This is a genomic window from Streptomyces sp. NPDC051104, assembly GCF_040682835.1.
GTDB lineage: Bacteria > Actinomycetota > Actinomycetes > Streptomycetales > Streptomycetaceae > Streptomyces > Streptomyces cynarae.
Map to the genome: position 1 here is coordinate 109,884 of NZ_JBFBBS010000003.1, position 19,747 is coordinate 129,630.

A 19,747-nucleotide genomic window follows, 5' to 3' on the forward strand; every position below is an offset into this window, starting at 1 on the left:
CCGACTGCTTGCGGTCCAACTGCCTCTCGGCAGGCCGGGCCTGAGCGTCAGCAACCCCCTGTGTGCCACCACCACAGGGGGTTGCTCTTTCAGGGGGCCGGGGCCGCCCATACCCCGGCCCGGTCGCTGCCTCAGCCGGCGGCCGTCACCCCCCGGCCGGCAGCGCGTCGCGGAAGGGTGGTGGGCCAGTGGGCGAGGGCCGCGGTCGCCGCGTACCAGGCCACCGCTCCCGCCGCCACGGCGAACCAGCCGCCGACCTTGCCGAGCGCGTCGTTGCCGGCGAGGCGGCCGATGGCGAGCAGCAGCAGCGAGACGAAGAACAGCCCGTAGGTGCCCTGGTCGAGCAGGCCGCCGGAGGCTCCGAGCGCCAGGCTCAGGGTGACCAGGGCGAACAGCAGGAGGAAGAGTCCGGCGGCGTGGTCGGACATCTGGTTGCCGGCCGTGACGGCCCAGGTGAACCACAGGGCGCCGAGCGCCGAGAATGCGGTGCCCGTGGCGGTGTCACGGTCGCGGAAGGCGAGCAGGCCGGCGACGAACAGGGCTACGCCGCCGACATAGTGGGCCAATGACACGGCGTCGGCCGTCGTCACGCCGTCGATGACCTTGGTGGATCCGAGCCCGAAGGCCAGCAGCGTGACGCCGAGCGCCAGCCGGCCGACGATGGTGGTGGTGCCTCCCGCAGAGACGTCGTTGTCCACGGCGGGCTCCCTTCTTGTCCTGCGTGTACGGTGCGCGGTGACCGATATATGCCCTTCACAAGGGCACAAACACCTCCGCGCGCCAAGAATTCCAAGGGAAACGGAAAGGGAGTTCGCGCTACCCACGGCGCATCTCACTTGGGCCAACGGGGAGTTGCGGAATCACAACGGCGGAGGTGCAAGCCGGGCGCGCGGCGGCTGTGAATCGCGCCCTGCAAGGGGCGCGGGGAACGGCGCGCGCAACCACGCACGCCCCGCAGTCGGCGTACAACCCGCCCGGGCGCCCCGGTAGCCGAACCAGGGGCCCGCGAGGAGCGACACCTCAGGGAATGACGATCACCGGGCGCTGGGCGCGCTTGGCGAGGCGGCCGGCGACCGAGCCGAAGATGCGGCCGACGATGCCCTGCGTGGAGCCGACGACGATCGCGTCCGCCTCGTACTCCCGGCCCACCTCTTCGAGTTCGTGGCAGATGTCACCGCCGCGCTCGACCAGGATCCAGGGCACGTCGGCGAGATGATCCGCGCAGGCCAGCTCAAGACCCAGAACCTCCGTACGGTGGTCCGGCACGTCCACGAAGACCGGCGGCTCGCAGCCCGCCCACACCGTGGTGGGCAGCCGGTTGGCGACATGGACGATGATCAGGCCCGACCCGGAGCGGTACGCCATGCCGATCGCGTACGCGAGGGCGCGCTCGCTGGAGGTGGAGCCGTCGAAGCCTACGACAACGCCGTGCTTGAACGCGGGATCGCACGAAGGGCGTGGCTCTTCCGCCGCCAGGGGATCGGTCGCCGTCGGGTCGGCGACCGGCCGCTTGCGGTCCGCGGGTTCGGAGAATTCGTGACCGGCCATGGCTGTCTCGGCGATGTGATCCTTTGTCGGGGACGACGGTGTGCGGCGGAGCTGTGTCCGGGAATCGTCTTCCCGTCCCCATACCCCCAAGGGTACGGCGGCACGCCTCCTTAGCCCAGATCCCGCACAGGCTGCACGGGGTTCCAGGGAGCATGCACGAGGGAACGCCCGTAACGCAATGGTTGCTGCCCCGTACAGGCGGTTCGCACGGCGTTTCCTCCGGGGCGGTACGCGCGTACGTGGCCGCTGCCGCCCGGGGCGCCGCAGTGACCGACGGGTCGGACCCGCGTTGAACCGGGGGACCCCCCGCCCCAGGGAGCGCCCCCGTGCCCGCACCCCGCACCGCACCCCAGAACCGCCCCAAGCCGGACACCGTGAGCGACGTGACCCGCTGGGCCGCCTTCTGCTGCGTCCTCGTCCCCACCGTCCTCGTCTGCTACGGCGTCTCCCTCGCCGCCGCCATCAGCACCGCCCTCGGCCTCGCCGCCGTCACCGCGGCCTGCCGCGCCCTGCTCCGGCAGTCGGAGCGGGGTGCCGCGCGCCTGCGGGCCGAGGAGATCGCCCCGCACCGAGGACGCCACAGCCGGACCGGAGCGGGGGCGCACAGAGGCGGACGTCACAGCGATGGAAACACTCCGGTCGACTGACCGGTTTCCGCGCACGCGCCCGTATCTTTTCAGCCAACTTCTCAATCTCGTGCATCACACCGTGGGACGGCCCCCCACCCCCCGTTCGACCTGCGCGGAAAGGGTCCCGGACGGCGCGCGCACCCTACGGGGATTGGCCACCGGGACGAGGCGCACTTCCCTGCACGCTCCACGAGTGCAACCCTTCGTGATCGAATGCTTCACGCCAAGTTGCCATGTCGACAATGTGCCGGATGGTGAACTGGTCACGCCGGCACCGCGCGACACAGTAGATTCGATCATGACTTTCTACGGCGGGGGACTCGTGCAGGACCGAGGGGAAACGTGCAGGAGCGACACAACCGAGGAGCCGCGACCACCGAGGGGGGCTTAGCAGGATGAGCCATGACTCAACTGCCGCGCCGGACGCCGCGGGCCGGAAGCTGTCCGGGCGACGCCGCAAGGAGATCGTCGCGGTGCTGCTGTTCAGCGGCGGCCCCATCTTCGAGAGTTCCATTCCGCTTTCGGTGTTCGGGATTGACCGCCAGGACGCCGGAGTGCCGCGCTACCGCCTGCTGGTGGCGGCCGGCGAGGAAGGCCCGCTGCGGACCACAGGGGGCCTGGAACTGACCGCGCCGTACGGGCTGGAGGCGATCTCGCGGGCGGGCACCGTCGTGGTGCCGGCCTGGCGTTCGATCACCTCTCCGCCACCGGAGGAGGCGCTCGAAGCGCTGCGCCGAGCGCACGAGGAGGGCGCCCGCATCGTGGGGCTGTGTACCGGCGCCTTCGTGCTGGCCGCCGCCGGGCTGCTGGACGGACGGCCGGCCACCACACATTGGATGTACGCACCGACGCTGGCCAAGCGCTATCCGTCGGTGCACGTCGACCCGCGCGAGCTGTTCGTGGACGACGGGGACGTCCTGACGCGGCCGGTACGGCGGCCGGCATCGACCTGTGCCTCCACATCGTGCGCACGGACCACGGCAACGAGGCGGCGGGCGCGCTCGCCCGGCGCCTGGTGGTCCCGCCGCGCCGCAGCGGAGGCCAGGAGCGCTATCTCGACCGGTCTTTACCCGAGGAGATCGGCGCCGACCCGCTCGCGGAGGTCGTCGCCTGGGCGCTGGAGCACCTCCACGAGCAGTTCGACGTGGAGACGCTGGCGGCGCGCGCTTACATGAGCCGGCGGACGTTCGACCGGCGCTTCCGCTCGCTGACCGGCAGCGCGCCGCTGCAGTGGCTGATCACCCAGCGGGTGCTGCAGGCACAGCGGCTGCTCGAGACCTCCGACTACTCGGTCGACGAGGTCGCCGGGCGCTGCGGCTTCCGCTCGCCGGTCGCGCTGCGCGGCCACTTCCGGCGCCAGCTCGGCTCGTCGCCCGCTGCCTACCGGGCCGCGTACCGGGCGCGCCGCCCGCAGAGCGACCGGCAGGCGGACGCCGAGACCTCCGGCGGCCCGCCCGCGCCGCAGGCCGCGCCCGAGTCCGCCCAGGTCCCGATGCAGACCCGCCGGACGGCTGCGACGAACGGGATCGGTCCCTCGGCGCCCCTGTCCACGGACCACCCGGGCAAGCACGTGCCCGAGCTGTACGCGGCAGGCCGCCCGAGCGTGCCCGGGCAGCGCAGCGCGCCGTAGCACCACCGCCGTGCCGGCGCACCGGCGTGCGCCGGCACGGCGGCGAGGACGGGCGGGACCGGGGGTCGTGGGACCCCCGGTCCCGCCCGTCGCCGTATCCGCCCGTGCACAGGTCACATGCACGGGCGGTCCGCACGCCACGCCCGGGCCATAAGGTGGGACACATGAACGATCGCATGGTGTGGATCGACTGCGAGATGACCGGCCTCTCGCTGTCCGACGACGCGCTCATCGAGGTGGCAGCGCTGGTCACCGACTCCGAGCTGAACGTACTCGGCGAGGGGGTGGACATCGTGATCCGGCCGCCGGACGCGGCACTGGAGACGATGCCGGAGGTGGTGCGTCAGATGCACACCGCCTCGGGACTGCTCGACGAGCTGGCGGCCGGCACGACGCTCGCCGACGCCGAGGAGCAGGTCCTGACCTATGTACGGGAGTGGGTCAAGGAACCGGGCAAGGCCCCCCTGTGCGGCAACTCCGTCGGCACGGACCGCGGCTTCCTGTCCCGCGACATGCCGACGCTGGAGGACTACCTGCACTACCGGATCGTGGACGTCAGCTCGATCAAGGAGCTGGCCCGGCGCTGGTACCCGCGGGCGTACTTCAACAGTCCGGAGAAGAACGGCAACCACCGGGCGCTGGCCGACATCCGCGAGTCGATCGCCGAGCTGCGCTACTACCGGGAGGCGATCTTCGTACCGCAGCCGGGCCCCGACTCCGACACGGCGCGCACGATCGCGGCCAAGCACGTGCTGCCCGCTCGGTAGCGGCCTCGGCGGGGCCCGACGGGGCGCCACGCCCGACGCCCGGGGAAACGCTGGCGCGAGCACCCCTTCGGACCCTGTACACTTTTTCTCGGCCGGTGGGGGAAACCACTGTTGAAGACACCGGTCATGGTGGGTGTAGCTCAGCTGGTAGAGCACCTGGTTGTGGTCCAGGATGTCGCGGGTTCGAGTCCCGTCACTCACCCCACGCAACAGGCCCATTACCTGCGGAAACGCAGGTAATGGGCCTGTCTTCCGTTTGGCCACCGCCGAACCACGGCCCATCCACCCGCGGTTCGAGTCGCCCGGGAAGGAGCGATGGCCGTAAGTGCGCATGGAGTATCGCTTAACGTATGCACCCAGTCACATACTGTGTAGATTTCTCGTGCATCGATCCACCGCTGAGTGACGGGTCCTGATCAGAGCATGGGCCCATCCATCGGCAGGTCACCGCGCCGGTCGATGCTCGCCAGTGCCTCCTTCAGATCAGGGACGAAAGACGCGAGGAGGGCAGTGGTGCTGCGGATGCGGGGTAAACCGTCGCGGCACTGACGCCGAAGCCAGCCTGCGGTTGTTCCCGCGTCCGCGCCCATCCGTGCGTTGTTGAGAAGTGCCGCCGTGACTCGCCGGCGCCCGAACACGTAGAGCGCGGGCTCGATGAACCAACGGCAGAAGCTGGGGTCAGGGCCATAGACGGCTGCGGCCATCAACGGCGCGAAGAACTCCTCGGACAGGGTGACGCGTTCGAGTAGTGGCTCGCGCACCGCCATGGGCCAGGTGCCGCGCGCCGGTCTTCCGACACGCCCGCCGCGTTTTCGAGGGCCAGCAGCCGAGCCACCTCAGCGGCGGCCGACAGGAATGTCGGTGCCTCCGCGCTGACCGAGGCGCTTGGAGAACCGTTCGCTCGTTGCAGGCCGTTAGCCTGTCGGTATGTCAGAGCGTGTCATGCCCGGTCGCACGGACGGCCTGATCACTCTGGGTGCCGCGGACGCTCTATGGGTCAATTTGACGGCCGACAGTGCTGTGCCGACGGCTTATGGGGCATTCACCTGTTCTCCTGCCCATGCCCGGGTGGGGTACGTCCTGCTCGGCGGCCACGTGGTGGCAACGGTGAGGGCGAGCGGCGGTCAGTGGAGTGTTCCGGAGGTTGAGGTGCGCCGGGCGGCCGCGGAACTGAACGCGGTGGGGATGGATCCGCAGGACCTGGTCCGCATCGGTCCGTTTCGTAGGGCGCCCAGGCAGGAGTGCAACGAGGAAACGCCGCTGCGTTGGCGCCGGCGCATCACGAGGGAACTACAGGAGCTGGGCGGCCCCGAGGGGGCAGCACGACGTGAAGTCGACCGCCCGCACCATCTGGCGGGGATCGACTGGCGACAGATACTCGTGGAGCAGACCCGCGACGGGACGCAGCGCACATGGTGGCTGCCGCGCGCTGTAGTCAGGCTGCTCGACGCGGCCGAGCACACCGAAACGCAGTGGGTGCAAGCCACGCGGACCCGCCAGGCAAGCGCAGCCGCCACCGAGCCGCCCTCCCACCCCCGGCAGGTCCGAGACGCCGACGGTCGGCAGCCGACGAGCCCCGAGGGCCCCACCGCCTCACTGCGCCCGTACAACAAAGAGCTGGAAGGCCAGCTGTACTCGGTGCTCAGCAGGAAGCCCGGTACCTCCCGCAGGGTGGCCGGGTGGGCGTGCGCCGTCTGCCGCACCGCGCCCGCCAGCGTGCTCGACCACTGCCACGAACACGGCTACGTCCGCGCCCCCGTCTGCCAGTCCTGCAACACACAGGAACGCCCCGACCACCTGTACAGCAACGACATCCGCGTGGCGAACCGCTACACACGCCTCTTCCACACCGACACCGACGACTGGCTCCGCCACTGGCACCGCTGCCCCGGCTGCCGCGCACGCACCACCCTGCCCCTGCCGCACCTCGCCGCATGGACCGCCCACATAGCCTGCCGATCGCTGCGACCGACCCACCGCGCCCCCCGCGGGCGCACGCCCTGCGGTGTCCTGCGCGTGTCCTGGACGGGCAGTCAGAACACGCCCCGTTCCTGCCTGCTCACTGTCGCCGTCGACTGCTGCCCCTCCGGCGAGCACCGTGTCCTGGCACAAGTCCCCTACCGCGAAGCCGCCGAGCGGTTTCGTGCCTGGTTGGCCGAGACGGCCCCTGCCGTGGCCGCCGCGGCCGGCCCTGAGCGCCTGGACGGCCTCCCTGCCCAGTTCCGGCCAGTCATCGCGGACACCAGCGGCAAGGATCTAGAACTGTTTTGAGCGGGCACCGGAGCCGTCGAAGATCTACGGGGCGGTTCAGCGGGACTCGACGTCGCCCGCTCCCTGAGATGACACCGCCGTTCCAGTCAGCCCCAGGGGCTCGGGCACTGACGCCGACTCGCCGGTGGATGCCGGCCGGCACACCGTGGTGGACGGATCGATCCGACCACCACCGGACGCCGGTTCAGGCGCGGGTGAGGTCGGACAGGAGCGCGGGCAGGAGGCGTTCCTCCATGACCGCACTGCCCGACTCCTCCATCACGAGGGCCAGTCCGGGGTCCCAGGGGCTGGCCGCGGGCGCTCCCGCGAGCGGGGTGGACTCGCCCTCGCCGAGTGCCGCCGTGTAGTCAGCTGCGGTCATCCGCCAGGGGCGGGCACCGTGGCGGGCCACGGCGTCCGCGGTGATGCGCAGTCCGGCCCGGTCGAAGTCGGCGCGCCAGTGCAGCCGGGCTCCCGCTCGTACGGCGTCGCCGAGCAGTTTGTGGCAGGCGGCGGACGGGACGCCCTCGGTGCACACGAGGGCGGCACCGGTGTCCTGGAGTTCGCCGGCGGCGGCGCGCAGTACGGCCGGGTTCTCGCAGACGTAGATGGTGCGGGCGGCGGGGACGACGGGGTCGGTGGCGAGTTGGTGGAGAGTGAGCCGGAAGGGGATGCCGAAGTCGGCGGCATCGCGCAGCCAGTCGCAGACCACGGTGTCTCCCTCGGCCCCGATGTTGAGGACGAGTACCTGGCTGGCAAGGTCGTCGGCGATGGCCCCGGCGCTCTCCCACAGGGCTCGCCGCCCGGCCCGCTCACGCGGGACGTCGCGGCCGTCGCCGGCTCGCTGGGCGAGGGCGCGCAGGACGAGCTGTTCGAGCGGGGCGCCGGGCACGAGGGCCTTGGTGTCGCCGGTGGCCCACTCGGCGAGCACCGGAAGCGGCAGGACACCGGGGCCCCGGCTCGGGGAGCCCGCACGGTGGTCCCCGTCACCGGTCAGTCTTTCCAGGACGCGTACCGCCGCGTCCAGGAGCGGCGCGTCCCCCCGGCGTACGAGACGGGTGAGAGTGCCGTCGGCGGCGATGCGGTCAAGCCAGGCGGCGAACCATCCCTGCCCGGCGAGCCGACTGGAGTGGGCCGCCGTCAGGGCCTGCTCCCGGCGGGCCTGTTCATCGGCCCGTTCGGCCGGCCGGTCGCGCAGCGGACCGTGGAGCCGGACGAGGGTCTGGAGGAGACCGGCGCCGTAACGGTCGTACAGATACCCGTCCAGGTCACGCAGGGGTACGGCGAGGCGCTTGACGGTCTCGGGCCGGTAGCGGCCGGTGATGCCGATGACGGTGCGGCGCTCGGCCTCGCTGGGCCCCGTGAGCCCGATGTCGCCGTCGAGTGCGCCGCCGGTGCGCTCCAGTCTGCGGCGGGCAGCTGCGAGCAGCCGGGTCCATCCCTCGCCACGCAACTCGTCGTACCCATGGCTTTCACGCTGCTCAGTCGACAACCGCGGCCTCCTCCGGCGTCGGGGCCCGCCGGGTGCCGGGCGAGCCGAGGGCGGCCGTGAGGTCGCCGGTGTCGTCGGCGAGGAGCCGGTCGCCGTCCCAGACGAGCAGAAGCGCGGAGACGGTGTGGTCGACGGCGGTGTGCGCAAGGTCGTAGTGGGCGGCGGCGGACACGGAGGCGTGGGCGGCCCACAGGTCGTAGCCGGTCATGAAGAGGTCGAGGTCGAACTGGGCGGCCAGTGACATGAGTTCGCCGCGCCCGGTGTCGTCCACTCCGGCGAAGGCCTCGTCGAGGGCGAGCAGGCGCGGGGCGTGCGGGTCGGCGGAGTTGAGCATGGCGTGCGCCGCGGCGAACAGCGGCAGGTGCAGCGACACGGACTGCTCACCGCCCGACAGGCGGCTGTGCCGGGCGCGGGTGAGCCTCTCCTCCGTCTTGTCGGGGCGTACCAGCTGGAACGCGAACTGCCGCCAGCGCCGGTAGTCGAGGACCTCGGCGAGCAGTTCGCGGTAGGGCTGGTCGCGGTGGCGGGCACGGGCGGTCTTGATCTGCGCGGCGAAGTGGGTGCGTACCCGGGCGAGACCGTCGGGGCCGAGGCGGGCGGCATCGGCGTCGAGGAGGGCGCAGACGGCGCGCTGCTCGTCGTCGAGATGGTCGGCGAGCAGCCAGTTCACCCCGACCGTGGTCCCCGAGGACATGGTGCGCCGACGCATGTCGGTGTTCATCCGCCTGATCAGGTCGCGGGCGTCGACCGTGCGGTCGTGGATCTGCTGGGCGAGCCGGGTGAGCAGGGCGTCCTCCAGGATGCGCTGCTCGGACTCGGAGAGCAGTTCGGCCTGATCACGACGGTGGGAGGCGATCTTCTCGGCGAAGGCCGCCACGGGCAGCGGGCCCTCCTCGTCGGCCACGCGGACGAGGATGACGCCGTCGGAGCCGTCCCATTCGGGCCGGTAGTCCTGTCCGGCGGCGGCGAGCTGCGCCTGCAGGTCGTCCAGGGCCTTGGTGAGACGGGTGACGGACTGCTTGAGGCTGCTCTCGGTGGGGGTGAGGTCGCGGGTGACGGAGAGGACCGCCTCATGGAGGGCGACCACGGCCGGCGGGAGTCCCGCACCGGCCCAGTCGGCCTCCTGGGCGGGCCAGGCGAGGCCGGGCGGGCAGCGCAGCATGTCGAGGAGTTCACGGGCGGCGTACGGGCGCAGCCCGCGGGCGGTGTCCTTCTCCTCCGCCGCGGCAACCGCACCGGCCTCGGCGGCGGCCGTACGGCGGGCCTCGGCCGCCGCGGTGCCAGCGATGGCGGCGTGCTGGGCCGTACGAGCCGCCTCGGCCTCCCTCACCAGGGCGTCGATCCCGTCCTCGGTCTCCTGCACCTGGCGCATCACCTCCTGCGCCTCGGCCCCGACGGCCGTCTGGAGGGCTTCGAGTCCCGCGGCCTCCTCGGTGTGCCGGCGGCGCGCCGCGCGCTCGGTGTCCGCCGCCGCCTCCTCGTCCTCGGCGGCGGCGCCGAGCCGATCGGCGGCGGCCTCGGCCGCCTCGCTCTGGCGGGCGTGTTCGCGGCGGCGGGCGGCGAGTTCGCGGACCGTCGTCTCGAAGGCGCGGGTGGCGGTCTCGACGGCGTCGACGCGTTCGACCTCGACGGCGTGCTCGGCCGCAGTGCGGCGCAGAGCGCGTTCGGCGACCGAGCAGGCGGCCACCGACTCGTCGTACGAGCCCTGGGCGGCGTCGGCGGCGTCGCGGGTGGCGCGCAGCCTCGCCGCGGCCCGGTCGAGCTCGCGCAGCGCCTGCGTGATGCCGCTGGTGCGGGGCAGGGCGGCGCGGGCGGCGGCGTACGCCTCCAGGGCGGCGTCCGTACGGGCCTGCAGGCGCGCCACCTCGTCGAGCTGAGCGGAGAGTTCGGTCAGCAGCGCCTCGCAGGCGGCGATCCGGGCGGCGCGCCGGCGGGCGCGGGCGGTCGCGCCGACGTACTCGGCGTGCTCCTTGGTGTGGGCGCCGACCAGGACACCGGCCCCGTACCGGCCGTCGGGGCCGATGTGCGGGATGCCGGTGTCGAGGTCGCCGGTGACGGCGACGGAGCGCAGTACGGCGGTGATCCGGGCGGCGGTCGGGATCGCGATGCCGACTCCAGAGCTCTCGGGGCTCTCGGGGCTCAGGAGATCGGCGAGGCTCGGTCCGTTCACCGGGGCGCCGGCACGCAGGTAGCCTTCACTGTGCCCGGCCGCCACGGGGGTGTCCTCGGCGGTGACGAGTGCGTCGAGGAGGCCCGACGCCTCCAGGGCCGCTTCCAGGTCCGCTCGTTGACGCTCTGTCAGGTCCTCGTCGAAGTCGACGAGTTGCCACAACGGGACGCCGTCACCGGTTGTCCGTTCGGCGGTGCGGCCGCGGGCCGGGGGCGGGGCGTCGTCGTGTTCGGCGGCGATCCGGTCGCGTTCGGCTTCCGTCTCGGCGCGGCGGCGCTCGACGTCGGTGCGCCGGGCGCGCAGGGTCGCGAGGGTGTCGTGCAGTTCCTGCACGGCGGGAGCGGTGGCCTCGGTGAAGGCGTCGGCGAGCGTGACCGCCTCGGCCTCGCCGGTGCGTTCGAGGGCTTCGGCGAGTCGGCCGGTCCCCTCCTCGGTCAGGAGTTCGCCGTGCGTCTGCGTCCACTGGCCGAGTGCCGTACGGGCCTGTTCGCGGGCGGATTCGAGGGCCGACTCGGCGGCGGTCTCCGCGGTCTCGGCCGCGGTGACGGCCTCCTGCGCGCGGTCGAGGGAGACCCGGGCGAGGTCACGGGTCTGCTCGGCGCCGCGTGCCGCCTGCTGGGCGGCACGCACGGCCCGGACGCCCTCGTGGCGGGCGGCGGCGAGTGCGGCGGAGCGTTCGGCGAGATGGGCGGGCTCGGCGTCGGCCGGGGTCCAGGGGAGGCCGGCGGTGTGGGCGTGGTCGGCGACGGCGGCGGCGTCCCGGGAAACGGCGGCGTCGAGTTCGACGGCGAGCCGGGCGGCGTGTTCGGCCTCGGCGCGGGCGCGGCCGGTGGCGGCCGTGCGGCGTTCGCGTTCGGCGCTCGCCTGCCGGGCGGTCTGCTCGCAGGTGCGCACCAGGCGTTCCAGGTCGGCCAGTTGCTCGACGGCCTGGTAGGCGGCGGAGGAGCGCAGCTGGTCGAGACGGGCGCGCTGGGCGGCGAGCGCGGCGTCGGCCGACTCGGCGCGCTTCTCGGCGGCGGCCTGCTGTTCCCGGGCCGCCGCCAGGTCCGTGGTGGCGGTGCGCAGCGCGGCGGCGCGCTCGGCGGTCTCGGCGCGGCGGGCGGTGAGCCGGTCCGCGGCGGCGCGGGCGTGGACCCGCAGATAGGTGGAGTAGCTCGCGAGGAAGGCGCGGGTGGCGTCGTCGGCGGCGGCCAGCCCCTCCAGCGTGCGCTGCACGGACTCCATGTCGTCGAAGGAACGGGCCGCCTCGGCGATCAGGTCGTCGTCGAGCGGGCGCAGGCCGGCGGTGAGGGTGTCGGAGAGCTTGGCCGGGTCGAGGTTCTTGGCGAGCTGCGGGCGGCGCAGGGTGAGGATCAGGGTGAGCAGTTGCTCGTACCGCTCCGGGCCGAGGCCGAACAGGCGCTGGTCGACGGCAGCACGGTAGTCGGCCGTGGAGGTGATCAGCTCACGTCCGAGTTCGGCGGCGAGCTGCTTCCTCGTCATCGGCCGGTCGTCGTGGGTGAGGAGGGAGAAGTCCTCGCCGACGCGGCCGTCGGCGACGAAGTGCCAGCGGGCGGGTGTGTCGCGGTGCCGCTGGGCGTGCAGCCCGATGCCGCAGGTGACGGCCTCGCCGGTCTCCCGGTGGGTGAACTCGATCCAGACGTAGCCGAGCGCGCTGTCCTGCCCGCGGAAGAGCAGGTTGGACTTCATCGTGCGGTCCTCGGCGGCGAACGGGTTGAGCCGCTTGGGGTCGATACGGCCGTCGAGGACGAACGGGAACAGAACCTCCAGCGCCTTGGTCTTCCCGGACCCGTTGGGGCCCCGCAGCACCAACCAGCCGCCCGCGAAGGAGAACTCCTCGTCCCGGTAGTCCCACAGGTTGATGATCCCGGCGCGGGTGGGGACGAACCGGGCTGAGGGAGTGGGGGCCTGGGTGGGAGCGGGGGTGCTCACGGAGTCGGGTCCTTGGCGATGTCGTCGGTGAACAGGGGTGTCTGGGAGGGCGGTTGGGCCGCCGTACGGGTTCTCACGCGGGCGGTAACCCCCCGGTAACGGGCGAGCAGCGGAAGCGCGAGGGCCCCGCCGTCGACCCGGGCGATCAGCGACATGGCGGCCAGCAGACCGAGCGCCTGGTCCAGCAGCCGGTCCGGGTCGTCGCGCAGGTCGGCGGCGAAGCCCGCGCCGTACTCGGCGGTGATCTCCTTGAGCTTGCCCCGCAGCCAGGAGCCCGTGACGAAGGGGGAACGGGTCTCCTCCGGCTCCTCCCCCTCGTCACCGGGTGGCGCGTACGCCGACGCCTCGTCCGGCTCTGCGAGTCCGGCGAGTTCGGCGACCGGACCACGCGACGGCAGAGCCGCGTCGATACGCCGGGCGCGCGCCGCGAGGCGTTCGGCGGCGGTGGGCGCGGGCAGCAGTTCGAGGGCGCGCCGTCCGGAACGCTGGACGGCGGCGCTGATCCGGGCGGCCAGCAGCAGCGCAGCCTGCGCGGCGGTACCGCCGCCGGGGAAACGGATGTCGGACAGCCTGCCGGAGGTGTCGATGAGCGCCACGCCCTCGGCCCGCCGCTCCACCGTCAACCCGGTCAGGCGCTCCAGGTCCTCGGCGAGGGCGGGGGCTCGCAGCTGGCCCAGGAGTTCGGTGTCGGCGTCGGCGTAGTACGCGACGGGATTCTCCAGCACCAGACGGCGGGCCCGGCGGGCCTGGTCGCGACGCTGGGCCGCACGCCCGGCGGACATGCCCAGCGCACCGGCCGAGTCCAGGAGCGCCGTGACCGAGGTCAGGTGCTGCAGGACGCGGGTCGGGTGATGGACGGCGAGCAGGATCTCCCGGTCGATGTCGTACAGGGCTTCGGCCCGCTCGGGGTCGCTGGCCCAGGCTGTGGCGGAGCCGTCGGCGAGGGTGAGCGCGCCGCGCTCGGTGAGCCAGGTGACGGCGTCGACGAAGGCGTCCCGGTCGGGCTTGCGCGCGGTGTCGAGGCCGAGTCCGTCGATGCGTACGGCGTCAGCGGCGACCGCGTCGGCCAGCTCGCCGAGCGCCACCTGCGCGCCGTGGCGGCCCAGCGCCGCGAGGGTGAGCACGAGGTAGGCGTAGCGGCGGCGGTCGAAGGGCCGTCCCGCGCGGGTGAGGGCCGGGCGGGTGGCGTCCAGGCCGTCCTGGGCGCGCTGGAGCCGGGCGGTGTCAGCGGTGGTCACGAGCCGGTAACCGAGCACCTCCATCAGGTCGGTGCGCAGCTGATCGGCCCAGCGGCGCACGGTCGCCAGCGCCACCTTGTCCGGGTACCCGGGTGTGATCAGCGGATGCCGCAGGACGAGCCGTACCGCCTTCTGGTAGTCGGCGAGTTCGAGCGGGGAGACGCCCCCTGCGACGCGGCTCATGCGGTCCTGCCGAGGTGACGGCTCGTACGGCTCGTACGGTTCATGCGGTGACCTCCAGGCGCAGCCCGTCGAGATGGAGACGCCCGCGCACGGTGTCAACAGTGGTGGAACCCTCGGCGGGGGCGAGGGTGAGCCGTACCCCGTGGGCGGAGCCGGAAGCGGCGGTGACCCGGCGGCTGGCGGGGACACGGGCGGCGAGGGCCACGTCCAGCAGGGCCAGCAGAGCCCGTGTCTCGGGCTCGTCGAGCGTCCGGCCGTACACACCGTCCGAGGCGAGAGAGTTCGCGGCACCCCGGCGCTCGGCCTGTTCCTTGAGCTGTTCGGCGCGGAGCAGGGCCCGCCGGTCGTCGTCGCGTTCGATGCGGCCGGGGCCGTGCAGGGCGGGGGTGCGGCCGGACTGGACCAGGGTGCGGGCGAGTTCGACCGGTTCCGCCTCCCACCAGGACGTACGCCCCGGGATCAGCTCGGGATCGGCGTACGGGACGGCGATGTGGCGGGGTGCACCGAGCCCAAAAACCGCCTGGTACAGGGCATGAGCGTCCTCGTCGCTCTCGCAGGAGGTGAACCACTGGGCGAGATGGCGCAGCTGGCTCTCCCGGCTCACTCCGCCACGGCGCGCCTCGGTGACCCGGCGCAGCAGAGCGAGGACGGAGCGGATCGCGGTGACGGTGGCGTCCTGCAGCCGCTCGGTCTCGCTGTGCTCGCGTTCCGCGAACCAGTGGACGATGCCGTCCCACCGATACCGCCAGTCAGCCAGGCGCTCGGCGGGGCTGCGGAAGAGCCGCTCGTCGGCCTCGGCCGCGTACTCGATCATGCGGTCCACGCCGGTGGCCGCGGCCTTCTCGACGGCCTCGGCCAGCAGCGGAGCGTAGCGGCCAAGTTCGGCGGTGAACTCCCGCATGTGCGCGAGGAGCGTGTCCTTGTGGGCGAGGAACACCTCGGGCCGGGTGTCGTTGGTGCGCGCCAGGTCGCCCAGCATGAGATAGAAGCGGGCGGCGCGCTGCGCCATCTCGTTCAGCACCGAGTCGAGACGGCCGAGCTTGCGGTACACCTCCTCGCCGTCGCCCGCGGTGTTGGCCTCGGCCAGGGCGCGCAGGTCGCCGAGAATATCGGGGAAGACGAGGCGGGAGAGCTGGGCGTCCTCCAGGCTGGCGCCGAGCACGTCCTCCACCGCCCGGTAAGCCCGGTATCCGGCCTGGGTGAACTGGTACACGTAGTGGCGGTTGCGGTACTCGGCAAGGTTCGCGGCGCGCGTCCCGTCGTATGACCGGTCCAGGACCTGCCACTCCGCGAGCGCGTCGAGCAGCGGCTGCACACCGGCGGGCCCGCCGACGGCGCCCACAGCGGGATGGTCGACGGCGAGCCGCTCCAGCAGCCCCACCACGTCCGAAGCGTGCAGCAGCACCTGGTAGTTGGCACGCCCGCGGTCGAAGGCCCGCAGCAGCCACAGGTACTCGTGGCGCTTCTCGGCGGCGGCGAAGTGGAACAGCCGCAGCCGGTCGTCGACGGAGAACGCGTCGATGCCGAACGCGCCCTCGTCAACGGACTCCGAGGCCGAGGGCTCCGAGGCGTCGAACTCGTCACTCACGGATCTGCGGGCTTCCCTTCTCCCCTGTTTCGGCCGGTGCACATCCGGCCGGAGACCACCGGATCCACACCAGTCTGCCGTACCCCGACCAGCGCGGGTAAGTCGCTCCCCGGCTCTTTCCATCTGTGCTACAGCGCGCCCCTCTCGCACCCCCTACCGGGCGGTGGCCGCTGTCGGGGATCCACCCGGCGGCCGGCTCAGCGGCGGATCGCTGCGTACGCCCCCAGCCACACCGGTGAGCCGCCCGCGGCGAGGGGCAGCCCTGCCGCGGTGCCGGGATCGCTGTCCACCGGCAGGCCCACTTGACCAACTCCCTGTCGCCGTCACACCGAAACGACATCTATTTTGGGCAACAAGAGGTATCGTTTCACTGGCAGGGTTAGCAGCGGAGGGACCATCCACATGGCCAGAACAGTCATCGACCTCGATGAAGACATGGTCACCGAGGCCATGCGCATCTTCGGGGCCAAAACGAAGGCCAAAGCCGTCCGCCTCGCCATGGAAGACGCCGTCAAGAGGCACCTGCGACAGGAGGGCTTCGACGCCATGGAGGCCGGCGAGTTCGACTTCAGTGAGATCGTCGAGAACACCGGCCCCCGCAACGCTGACGGCTCTCTCAAGCACGACGGCGACCGCGACGGAGGCCGGGCCGCCTGATGCAGGACCACTACCTGATCGACAAGTCCGCCCTCGCCCGCTGGACGAAACCGAGTGTCAAGGAGGTGCTCAAGCCCCTCCACGAGCGTTACCTCCTCGCAGTGTGCCAGCCCACGGAGTACGAGATGATCCACTCTGCACGGGACAGCTCCGAGGCGACCCGGATCAGCACCTGGCTCCATGCCTTCGACTACATTCACGCCGACGACCACACCTTCGTCCGCGCCCTGGAAGTCCAGCGCCACGCTCTCAACGCAGGCTTCCACCGCGCACTGTCCCTCCCCGACCTACTGATCGCCGCCACGGCAGAACTGCACCAGCGGACAGTCCTCCACTACGACGGCGACTTCGACATGATCGCCTCCCTGACGGGACAACCCGCCGAATGGGTCGTACCGCCCGGCAGCGCCGACCGTTGAGCGGGCCGCCCGTCTACCGGGCGAGGTCGGCGGCCGGAAGCCTTGGTCACGCGTTCCGCGACATCAGCCATGCCAAGTCCGCCGCGGCCTGACTGCGGACCGCCTGTTCACGAATGAATCCGGATCTCCGTCCGGCACATGGTGCGCATGGGCACGATCTCCACGCTCATGCGCATCCATCGTCCCCAACTGGAGCGTTTGGCCATGGCCAAACCGGATGCCGCGCAGCGTCATGCTGCGCCATCACCCGTCACCCGTATGCCCGGATTTACCCACCTGTACAGTAAAGGCGCAGGTCACGATGGTGATACGAAACAGGTTCGAGTCCCGTCACTCACCCTTCGTAGTCAGCCGGTGACCTGTGGGAGCAGGTAACCGGCTGAACTGCTTTTCGGGGCCCCGCGGGAGTCCGAGAAGGAGATCACAACGTCTTGACCTGGCCGCCGTCGATCGTGAACTCGACTCCTGTGATGTTGCCGGCGAGCGGGGACGCGAGGAAGAGAGCCAGGTCGGCGACTTCGTGAGCTTCGGTGACGCGCCCGGTGGAGATACCCATGCTCTGTGGCACGACCACATCGATGGCTTCCTGCGCGGTGGTCCCGGCCTGGGCCGCCGTGGCATCGGCGAAGCCGCCCGGGTCGGTCCACAAGGGCGTGCGAACCGGTCCCGGGGCGATCGCGTTGACCCGGACGCCTCGCGGTGCGAACTCCTCGGACAGCGACTTGGTCAGGCTGGCCAGCCCGGCCTTGGCCGCCGAGTAGTCCACGACCATGGGGAAGGGAAGGCGCGCGTTGATGGAGCTGATGTTGATGATGGAGCTCCCGTCCGCGTCCAGCAGGTGGGGAAGCGCCGCGCGGCTGGCCCGGACCGCGCTGAACAGGGTCACGTTGAAGATCCGTTGCCACTCGATGTCGTCGATGTCCAAGAAGCTCGGACGGGGTGTCGCGGTACCCAAACCGTTGACCAGGATGTCGACCCTGCCGTACCGGTCCACCGCGTGCCGGACCAGTGCGTCCGGTCCGTCCGCGGTGGCCAGGTCGACCGGGACCGCGGTGACGCCGTACTTCTCGCGGAGCTCTTCGAGCTCGGGAGTAATGCTCCGGCTGCCGGCGATGACGTGTACGCCTTCACGGGCGAAGGCGTCGGCGATGGCGAGGCCGATGCCCTTGCTTGCTCCGGTGACGACGGCGACGTTGTCCTTGAGCTGGAGGTCCATGGCGGTCCTTCTCCGGATCGGCCCCCGTATCTCCACGGTAGGAGGATTCGGCGCCGCCGTCTCGTCAAGCAGCCCGCCCGTTCAATGCGACGCTTCTGCGAGGGCGTCCGTCGCCGCCTGAAGGGCCCGGTGCCGGCTGAGCAGGTCGGTGCTGTCCGCCCACTGGTCCACGCCTCCGACCAGGGGCAGGCCGCGAAGATCCGGGTCCGTGACCGTGCGGGCCAGGGCCTGCGCGAAGCGCTCGGCACGCAGGACGAGGAACGGCGCGCGTGGTAGGGGCGGGACCTCGGGTCGGCGGGCTGTGCCCGGGTCAGACGCTCCGTCAGGCGTTCAGCTCCGTCTTGTCGCCCATCACCACGACCGGATGCTGCTTCGGGTCGAGGGTGCGCAGCAGGTACCGCATCGCCGACTCGGACAGGCTCACGCACGCCGATGTGCCGCTGCCGTGGTCCATGTGCAGCCATATGTCGCCGCCCTTCGACTGTCCCAGCCGCCGGGCCGGGTCATTGGCTGGAGTTCCCTTGACCCGGTTGTAGTCGATGGCGATGACGTAGTCGAAGTCGTGCCAGTAGGACTTGCTCCAGGTGTGCGGCGCCTGGAACGACGCGGACTTGGTATACGGCAGCTTGGCTCCCGGGTCGTCGAGCGCCGCACGCCGCCACCACGACTGCCCGTATCGCACCGCCTTTCCGCATGCGTCCCATGGTCGCAGTCCGCTCGGCACGGCTGCGCCGGGCCCCTGCGCGCGGCTTCCGCGCACGGCCCCTGCGCGCAGGCAGGGCGCCGACTTCGGGCGCGTCAGGACGAGTCCCGCGCCACCAGCTCCGTCGGCAGCACCACCTGCCGCCGGTCCAGCGTCCGGGAGGCCACCGGACGGTGGTCCGCTATCTCGTCCAGGAGCAGGTCGATCATCGCCCGGCCCATCTCCTCGATCGGCTGGCGCACACTCGTCAGCGGCGGGTCCATGTGGCGGGCGATCGCCGAGTCGTCGTATCCCACGAGCGCCACGTCGTCCGGGATGCGACGCCCCGCCTCCCGCAGCACCTGGCGCGCGCCCGCCGCCATCACGTCCGACTCCGCGAACACCGCGTCCAGGTCCGGGCGGCGGACCAGCAGTTCCGTCATGGCGCGCCGGCCGCCCTCCTCGGTGAAGTCACCGGGCAGGATCAGGGCCTCGTCCACCGCACGACCCGCGTCCCGCAGCGCGTCCCGGTAGCCGTCGATGCGCCGCTGGGCGCCGTACACGTCGAGCCGGCCGGTGATCGTCGCGATGCGGGCGCGGCCCCGGGCGATCAGGTGCTCCACCGCCGAGCGGCCGCCGCCGTAGTTGTCCGAGTCCACCGACGGCAGGGGCTCCGACGCGGAGCGGGGGCCGCTGATCACCGCCGGGATCCCCAGCTGGGCGAGCAGGTCGGGCAGCGGGTCGTCCGCGTGGACGGAGACCAGCAGGACGCCGTCCACCCGGTGCGCCGCCAGGTACTGCGCCAGCCTGCGCCGCTCCCGGTCGCTGCCCGCGAAGATCAGCAGCAACTGCAGCTCGGTGTCCGACAGCGCGGCCCCGACACCCGTCACCATGTCCGAGAAGTACGGCTCCGCGAAGAACCGCGTCTCCGGCTCGGGGACGACGAGCGCGATCGCGTCCGTACGGTTCGCGGCCAGCGCCCGGGCCGCCGTGTTCGGCACGTACCCCAGCTCCGCGACCGCCGCCTCGACGGCCGCGCGCGTCGCGTCGCTCACCCGGGGTGAGCCGTTGATCACCCGGGAGACCGTGCCGCGGCCCACGCCGGCCCGTGCGGCGACCTCCTCAAGAGTCGGCCGCCGGCCACTTCGGCCCCGCGTTCCGTGGCCTGTCATGGTCGCCTCCCGTCGCACCGCGCGTCGCGCGCCTGGCCTGGAATGTAACAGTCCCGTGCGGCTCCGCGACCGCCGCCGGGGCCGACCGCCCCGGGCCCCCGCGCCCCGTGGGCGGCCCCGCTCGGCGGCCAGTTAACGTCCCGATAACTGAACGCGTCTGACACCGTCCGCTCC

The 19,747-nt window shown here is 72.0% G+C and carries 15 protein-coding genes, 1 tRNA gene and 2 pseudogenes; 8 read left to right on the forward strand and 10 right to left on the reverse strand.

Annotated features, from left to right (window positions below):
- Nucleotides 1–131 precede the first annotated feature (131 nt).
- Together AB0N14_RS07120 and AB0N14_RS07125 are read right to left on the reverse strand one after the other, a co-directional pair.
- On the reverse strand, nucleotides 132–698 hold the full coding sequence (locus AB0N14_RS07120; protein WP_366024694.1) for a GPR1/FUN34/YaaH family transporter: 567 nt from the start codon (nucleotides 696–698) through the stop codon (nucleotides 132–134).
- 322 nt (nucleotides 699–1,020) lie between these two features.
- Nucleotides 1,021–1,548, reverse strand: a complete 528-nt coding sequence (locus AB0N14_RS07125; protein ID WP_366024695.1) for a universal stress protein — start codon at nucleotides 1,546–1,548, stop codon at nucleotides 1,021–1,023.
- A gap of 326 nt (nucleotides 1,549–1,874) precedes the next feature.
- Here AB0N14_RS07125 and AB0N14_RS07130 point away from each other — a divergent pair, with 326 nt between their 5' ends.
- The 4 genes and pseudogenes from AB0N14_RS07130 to AB0N14_RS07145 all read left to right on the forward strand — a co-directional run bounded on the left by AB0N14_RS07130 (nucleotide 1,875) and on the right by AB0N14_RS07145 (nucleotide 4,779).
- Entirely contained in the window at nucleotides 1,875–2,195 is a 321-nt protein-coding gene (locus tag AB0N14_RS07130) for a hypothetical protein (protein ID WP_366024696.1), read from the forward strand.
- Nucleotides 2,196–2,572: 377 nt separating this feature from the next.
- Nucleotides 2,573–3,807: pseudogene (locus AB0N14_RS07135) on the forward strand (helix-turn-helix domain-containing protein).
- 164 nt (nucleotides 3,808–3,971) lie between these two features.
- Nucleotides 3,972–4,574, forward strand: coding sequence for an oligoribonuclease (orn, locus tag AB0N14_RS07140; protein ID WP_366024697.1), 603 nt, complete (start codon nucleotides 3,972–3,974; stop codon nucleotides 4,572–4,574).
- Between the two features lie 129 nt (nucleotides 4,575–4,703).
- A tRNA-His gene (locus AB0N14_RS07145) sits at nucleotides 4,704–4,779 on the forward strand.
- Between the two features lie 211 nt (nucleotides 4,780–4,990).
- Here AB0N14_RS07145 and AB0N14_RS07150 read toward each other — a convergent pair.
- Nucleotides 4,991–5,341: a hypothetical protein gene (locus tag AB0N14_RS07150; protein ID WP_366024698.1), complete on the reverse strand. Its 351-nt coding sequence runs from the start codon at nucleotides 5,339–5,341 to the stop codon at nucleotides 4,991–4,993.
- A gap of 160 nt (nucleotides 5,342–5,501) precedes the next feature.
- Here AB0N14_RS07150 and AB0N14_RS07155 point away from each other — a divergent pair, with 160 nt between their 5' ends.
- Entirely contained in the window at nucleotides 5,502–6,845 is a 1,344-nt protein-coding gene (locus AB0N14_RS07155) for an endonuclease domain-containing protein (RefSeq protein WP_366024699.1), read from the forward strand.
- Between the two features lie 184 nt (nucleotides 6,846–7,029).
- Here the strand turns inward: AB0N14_RS07155 and AB0N14_RS07160 are convergent, their stop codons facing one another.
- Genes AB0N14_RS07160 through AB0N14_RS07175 form a run of 4 tightly spaced genes read right to left on the reverse strand, consistent with a single transcriptional unit; the run spans nucleotide 7,030 to nucleotide 15,427 of the window.
- On the reverse strand, nucleotides 7,030–8,316 hold the full coding sequence (locus AB0N14_RS07160) for a TIGR02679 family protein (RefSeq protein ID WP_366024700.1): 1,287 nt from the start codon (nucleotides 8,314–8,316) through the stop codon (nucleotides 7,030–7,032).
- Nucleotides 8,306–12,418, reverse strand: a complete 4,113-nt coding sequence (locus tag AB0N14_RS07165; RefSeq protein ID WP_366024701.1) for a TIGR02680 family protein — start codon at nucleotides 12,416–12,418, stop codon at nucleotides 8,306–8,308. Before AB0N14_RS07165 ends, AB0N14_RS07160 begins: the two co-directional genes overlap by 11 nt.
- Nucleotides 12,415–13,839 carry a TIGR02678 family protein gene (locus AB0N14_RS07170; protein WP_366024702.1) on the reverse strand — a complete coding sequence of 475 codons (1,425 nt, stop codon included), beginning with the start codon at nucleotides 13,837–13,839 and terminating at the stop codon, nucleotides 12,415–12,417. Before AB0N14_RS07170 ends, AB0N14_RS07165 begins: the two co-directional genes overlap by 4 nt.
- A 40-nt stretch (nucleotides 13,840–13,879) precedes the next feature.
- The gene (locus tag AB0N14_RS07175; RefSeq protein ID WP_366024703.1) at nucleotides 13,880–15,427 is read right to left on the reverse strand and encodes a TIGR02677 family protein; all 1,548 of its coding nucleotides are present in this window, start codon (nucleotides 15,425–15,427) and stop codon (nucleotides 13,880–13,882) included.
- 402 nt (nucleotides 15,428–15,829) lie between these two features.
- Here AB0N14_RS07175 and AB0N14_RS07180 point away from each other — a divergent pair, with 402 nt between their 5' ends.
- Both AB0N14_RS07180 and AB0N14_RS07185 read left to right on the forward strand, forming a co-directional pair.
- The gene (locus AB0N14_RS07180) at nucleotides 15,830–16,084 is read left to right on the forward strand and encodes a type II toxin-antitoxin system VapB family antitoxin (RefSeq protein WP_361288642.1); all 255 of its coding nucleotides are present in this window, start codon (nucleotides 15,830–15,832) and stop codon (nucleotides 16,082–16,084) included.
- Nucleotides 16,084–16,503 carry a PIN domain nuclease gene (locus AB0N14_RS07185; RefSeq protein ID WP_366024704.1) on the forward strand — a complete coding sequence of 140 codons (420 nt, stop codon included), beginning with the start codon at nucleotides 16,084–16,086 and terminating at the stop codon, nucleotides 16,501–16,503. Before AB0N14_RS07180 ends, AB0N14_RS07185 begins: the two co-directional genes overlap by 1 nt.
- 421 nt (nucleotides 16,504–16,924) lie before the next feature.
- Here AB0N14_RS07185 and AB0N14_RS07190 read toward each other — a convergent pair whose 3' ends face one another.
- The gene (locus tag AB0N14_RS07190; protein WP_366024705.1) at nucleotides 16,925–17,719 is read right to left on the reverse strand and encodes an SDR family oxidoreductase; all 795 of its coding nucleotides are present in this window, start codon (nucleotides 17,717–17,719) and stop codon (nucleotides 16,925–16,927) included.
- An 84-nt stretch (nucleotides 17,720–17,803) separates the two neighbouring features.
- Here AB0N14_RS07190 and AB0N14_RS07195 point away from each other — a divergent pair, with 84 nt between their 5' ends.
- The gene (locus AB0N14_RS07195) at nucleotides 17,804–17,995 is read left to right on the forward strand and encodes a hypothetical protein (RefSeq protein WP_366024706.1); all 192 of its coding nucleotides are present in this window, start codon (nucleotides 17,804–17,806) and stop codon (nucleotides 17,993–17,995) included.
- Between the two features lie 46 nt (nucleotides 17,996–18,041).
- On the opposite strand, the pseudogene AB0N14_RS07200 reads toward AB0N14_RS07195, so the two are convergent.
- Together AB0N14_RS07200 and AB0N14_RS07205 are read right to left on the reverse strand one after the other, a co-directional pair.
- Nucleotides 18,042–18,365 (reverse strand): annotated as a pseudogene (locus AB0N14_RS07200) (hypothetical protein); the annotation flags it as partial.
- 152 nt (nucleotides 18,366–18,517) lie between these two features.
- Complete coding sequence (locus tag AB0N14_RS07205; RefSeq protein WP_366024707.1) at nucleotides 18,518–19,573, reverse strand: LacI family DNA-binding transcriptional regulator; 1,056 nt, start codon at nucleotides 19,571–19,573, stop codon at nucleotides 18,518–18,520.
- Nucleotides 19,574–19,747 lie beyond the last annotated feature (174 nt).

Coding starts and splice junctions, on each gene's coding strand:
- AB0N14_RS07150 (WP_366024698.1), bottom strand. CDS start 5,341: ATGGCGGTGCGCGAGCCACTACTCGAACGCGTCACCCTGTCCGAGGAG.
- AB0N14_RS07205 (WP_366024707.1), bottom strand. CDS start 19,573: ATGACAGGCCACGGAACGCGGGGCCGAAGTGGCCGGCGGCCGACTCTT.
- orn (WP_366024697.1), top strand. CDS start 3,972: ATGAACGATCGCATGGTGTGGATCGACTGCGAGATGACCGGCCTCTCG.
- AB0N14_RS07195 (WP_366024706.1), top strand. CDS start 17,804: ATGCGACGCTTCTGCGAGGGCGTCCGTCGCCGCCTGAAGGGCCCGGTG.
- AB0N14_RS07190 (WP_366024705.1), bottom strand. CDS start 17,719: ATGGACCTCCAGCTCAAGGACAACGTCGCCGTCGTCACCGGAGCAAGC.
- AB0N14_RS07180 (WP_361288642.1), top strand. CDS start 15,830: ATGGCCAGAACAGTCATCGACCTCGATGAAGACATGGTCACCGAGGCC.
- AB0N14_RS07125 (WP_366024695.1), bottom strand. CDS start 1,548: ATGGCCGGTCACGAATTCTCCGAACCCGCGGACCGCAAGCGGCCGGTC.
- AB0N14_RS07155 (WP_366024699.1), top strand. CDS start 5,502: ATGTCAGAGCGTGTCATGCCCGGTCGCACGGACGGCCTGATCACTCTG.
- AB0N14_RS07170 (WP_366024702.1), bottom strand. CDS start 13,839: ATGAGCCGCGTCGCAGGGGGCGTCTCCCCGCTCGAACTCGCCGACTAC.
- AB0N14_RS07185 (WP_366024704.1), top strand. CDS start 16,084: ATGCAGGACCACTACCTGATCGACAAGTCCGCCCTCGCCCGCTGGACG.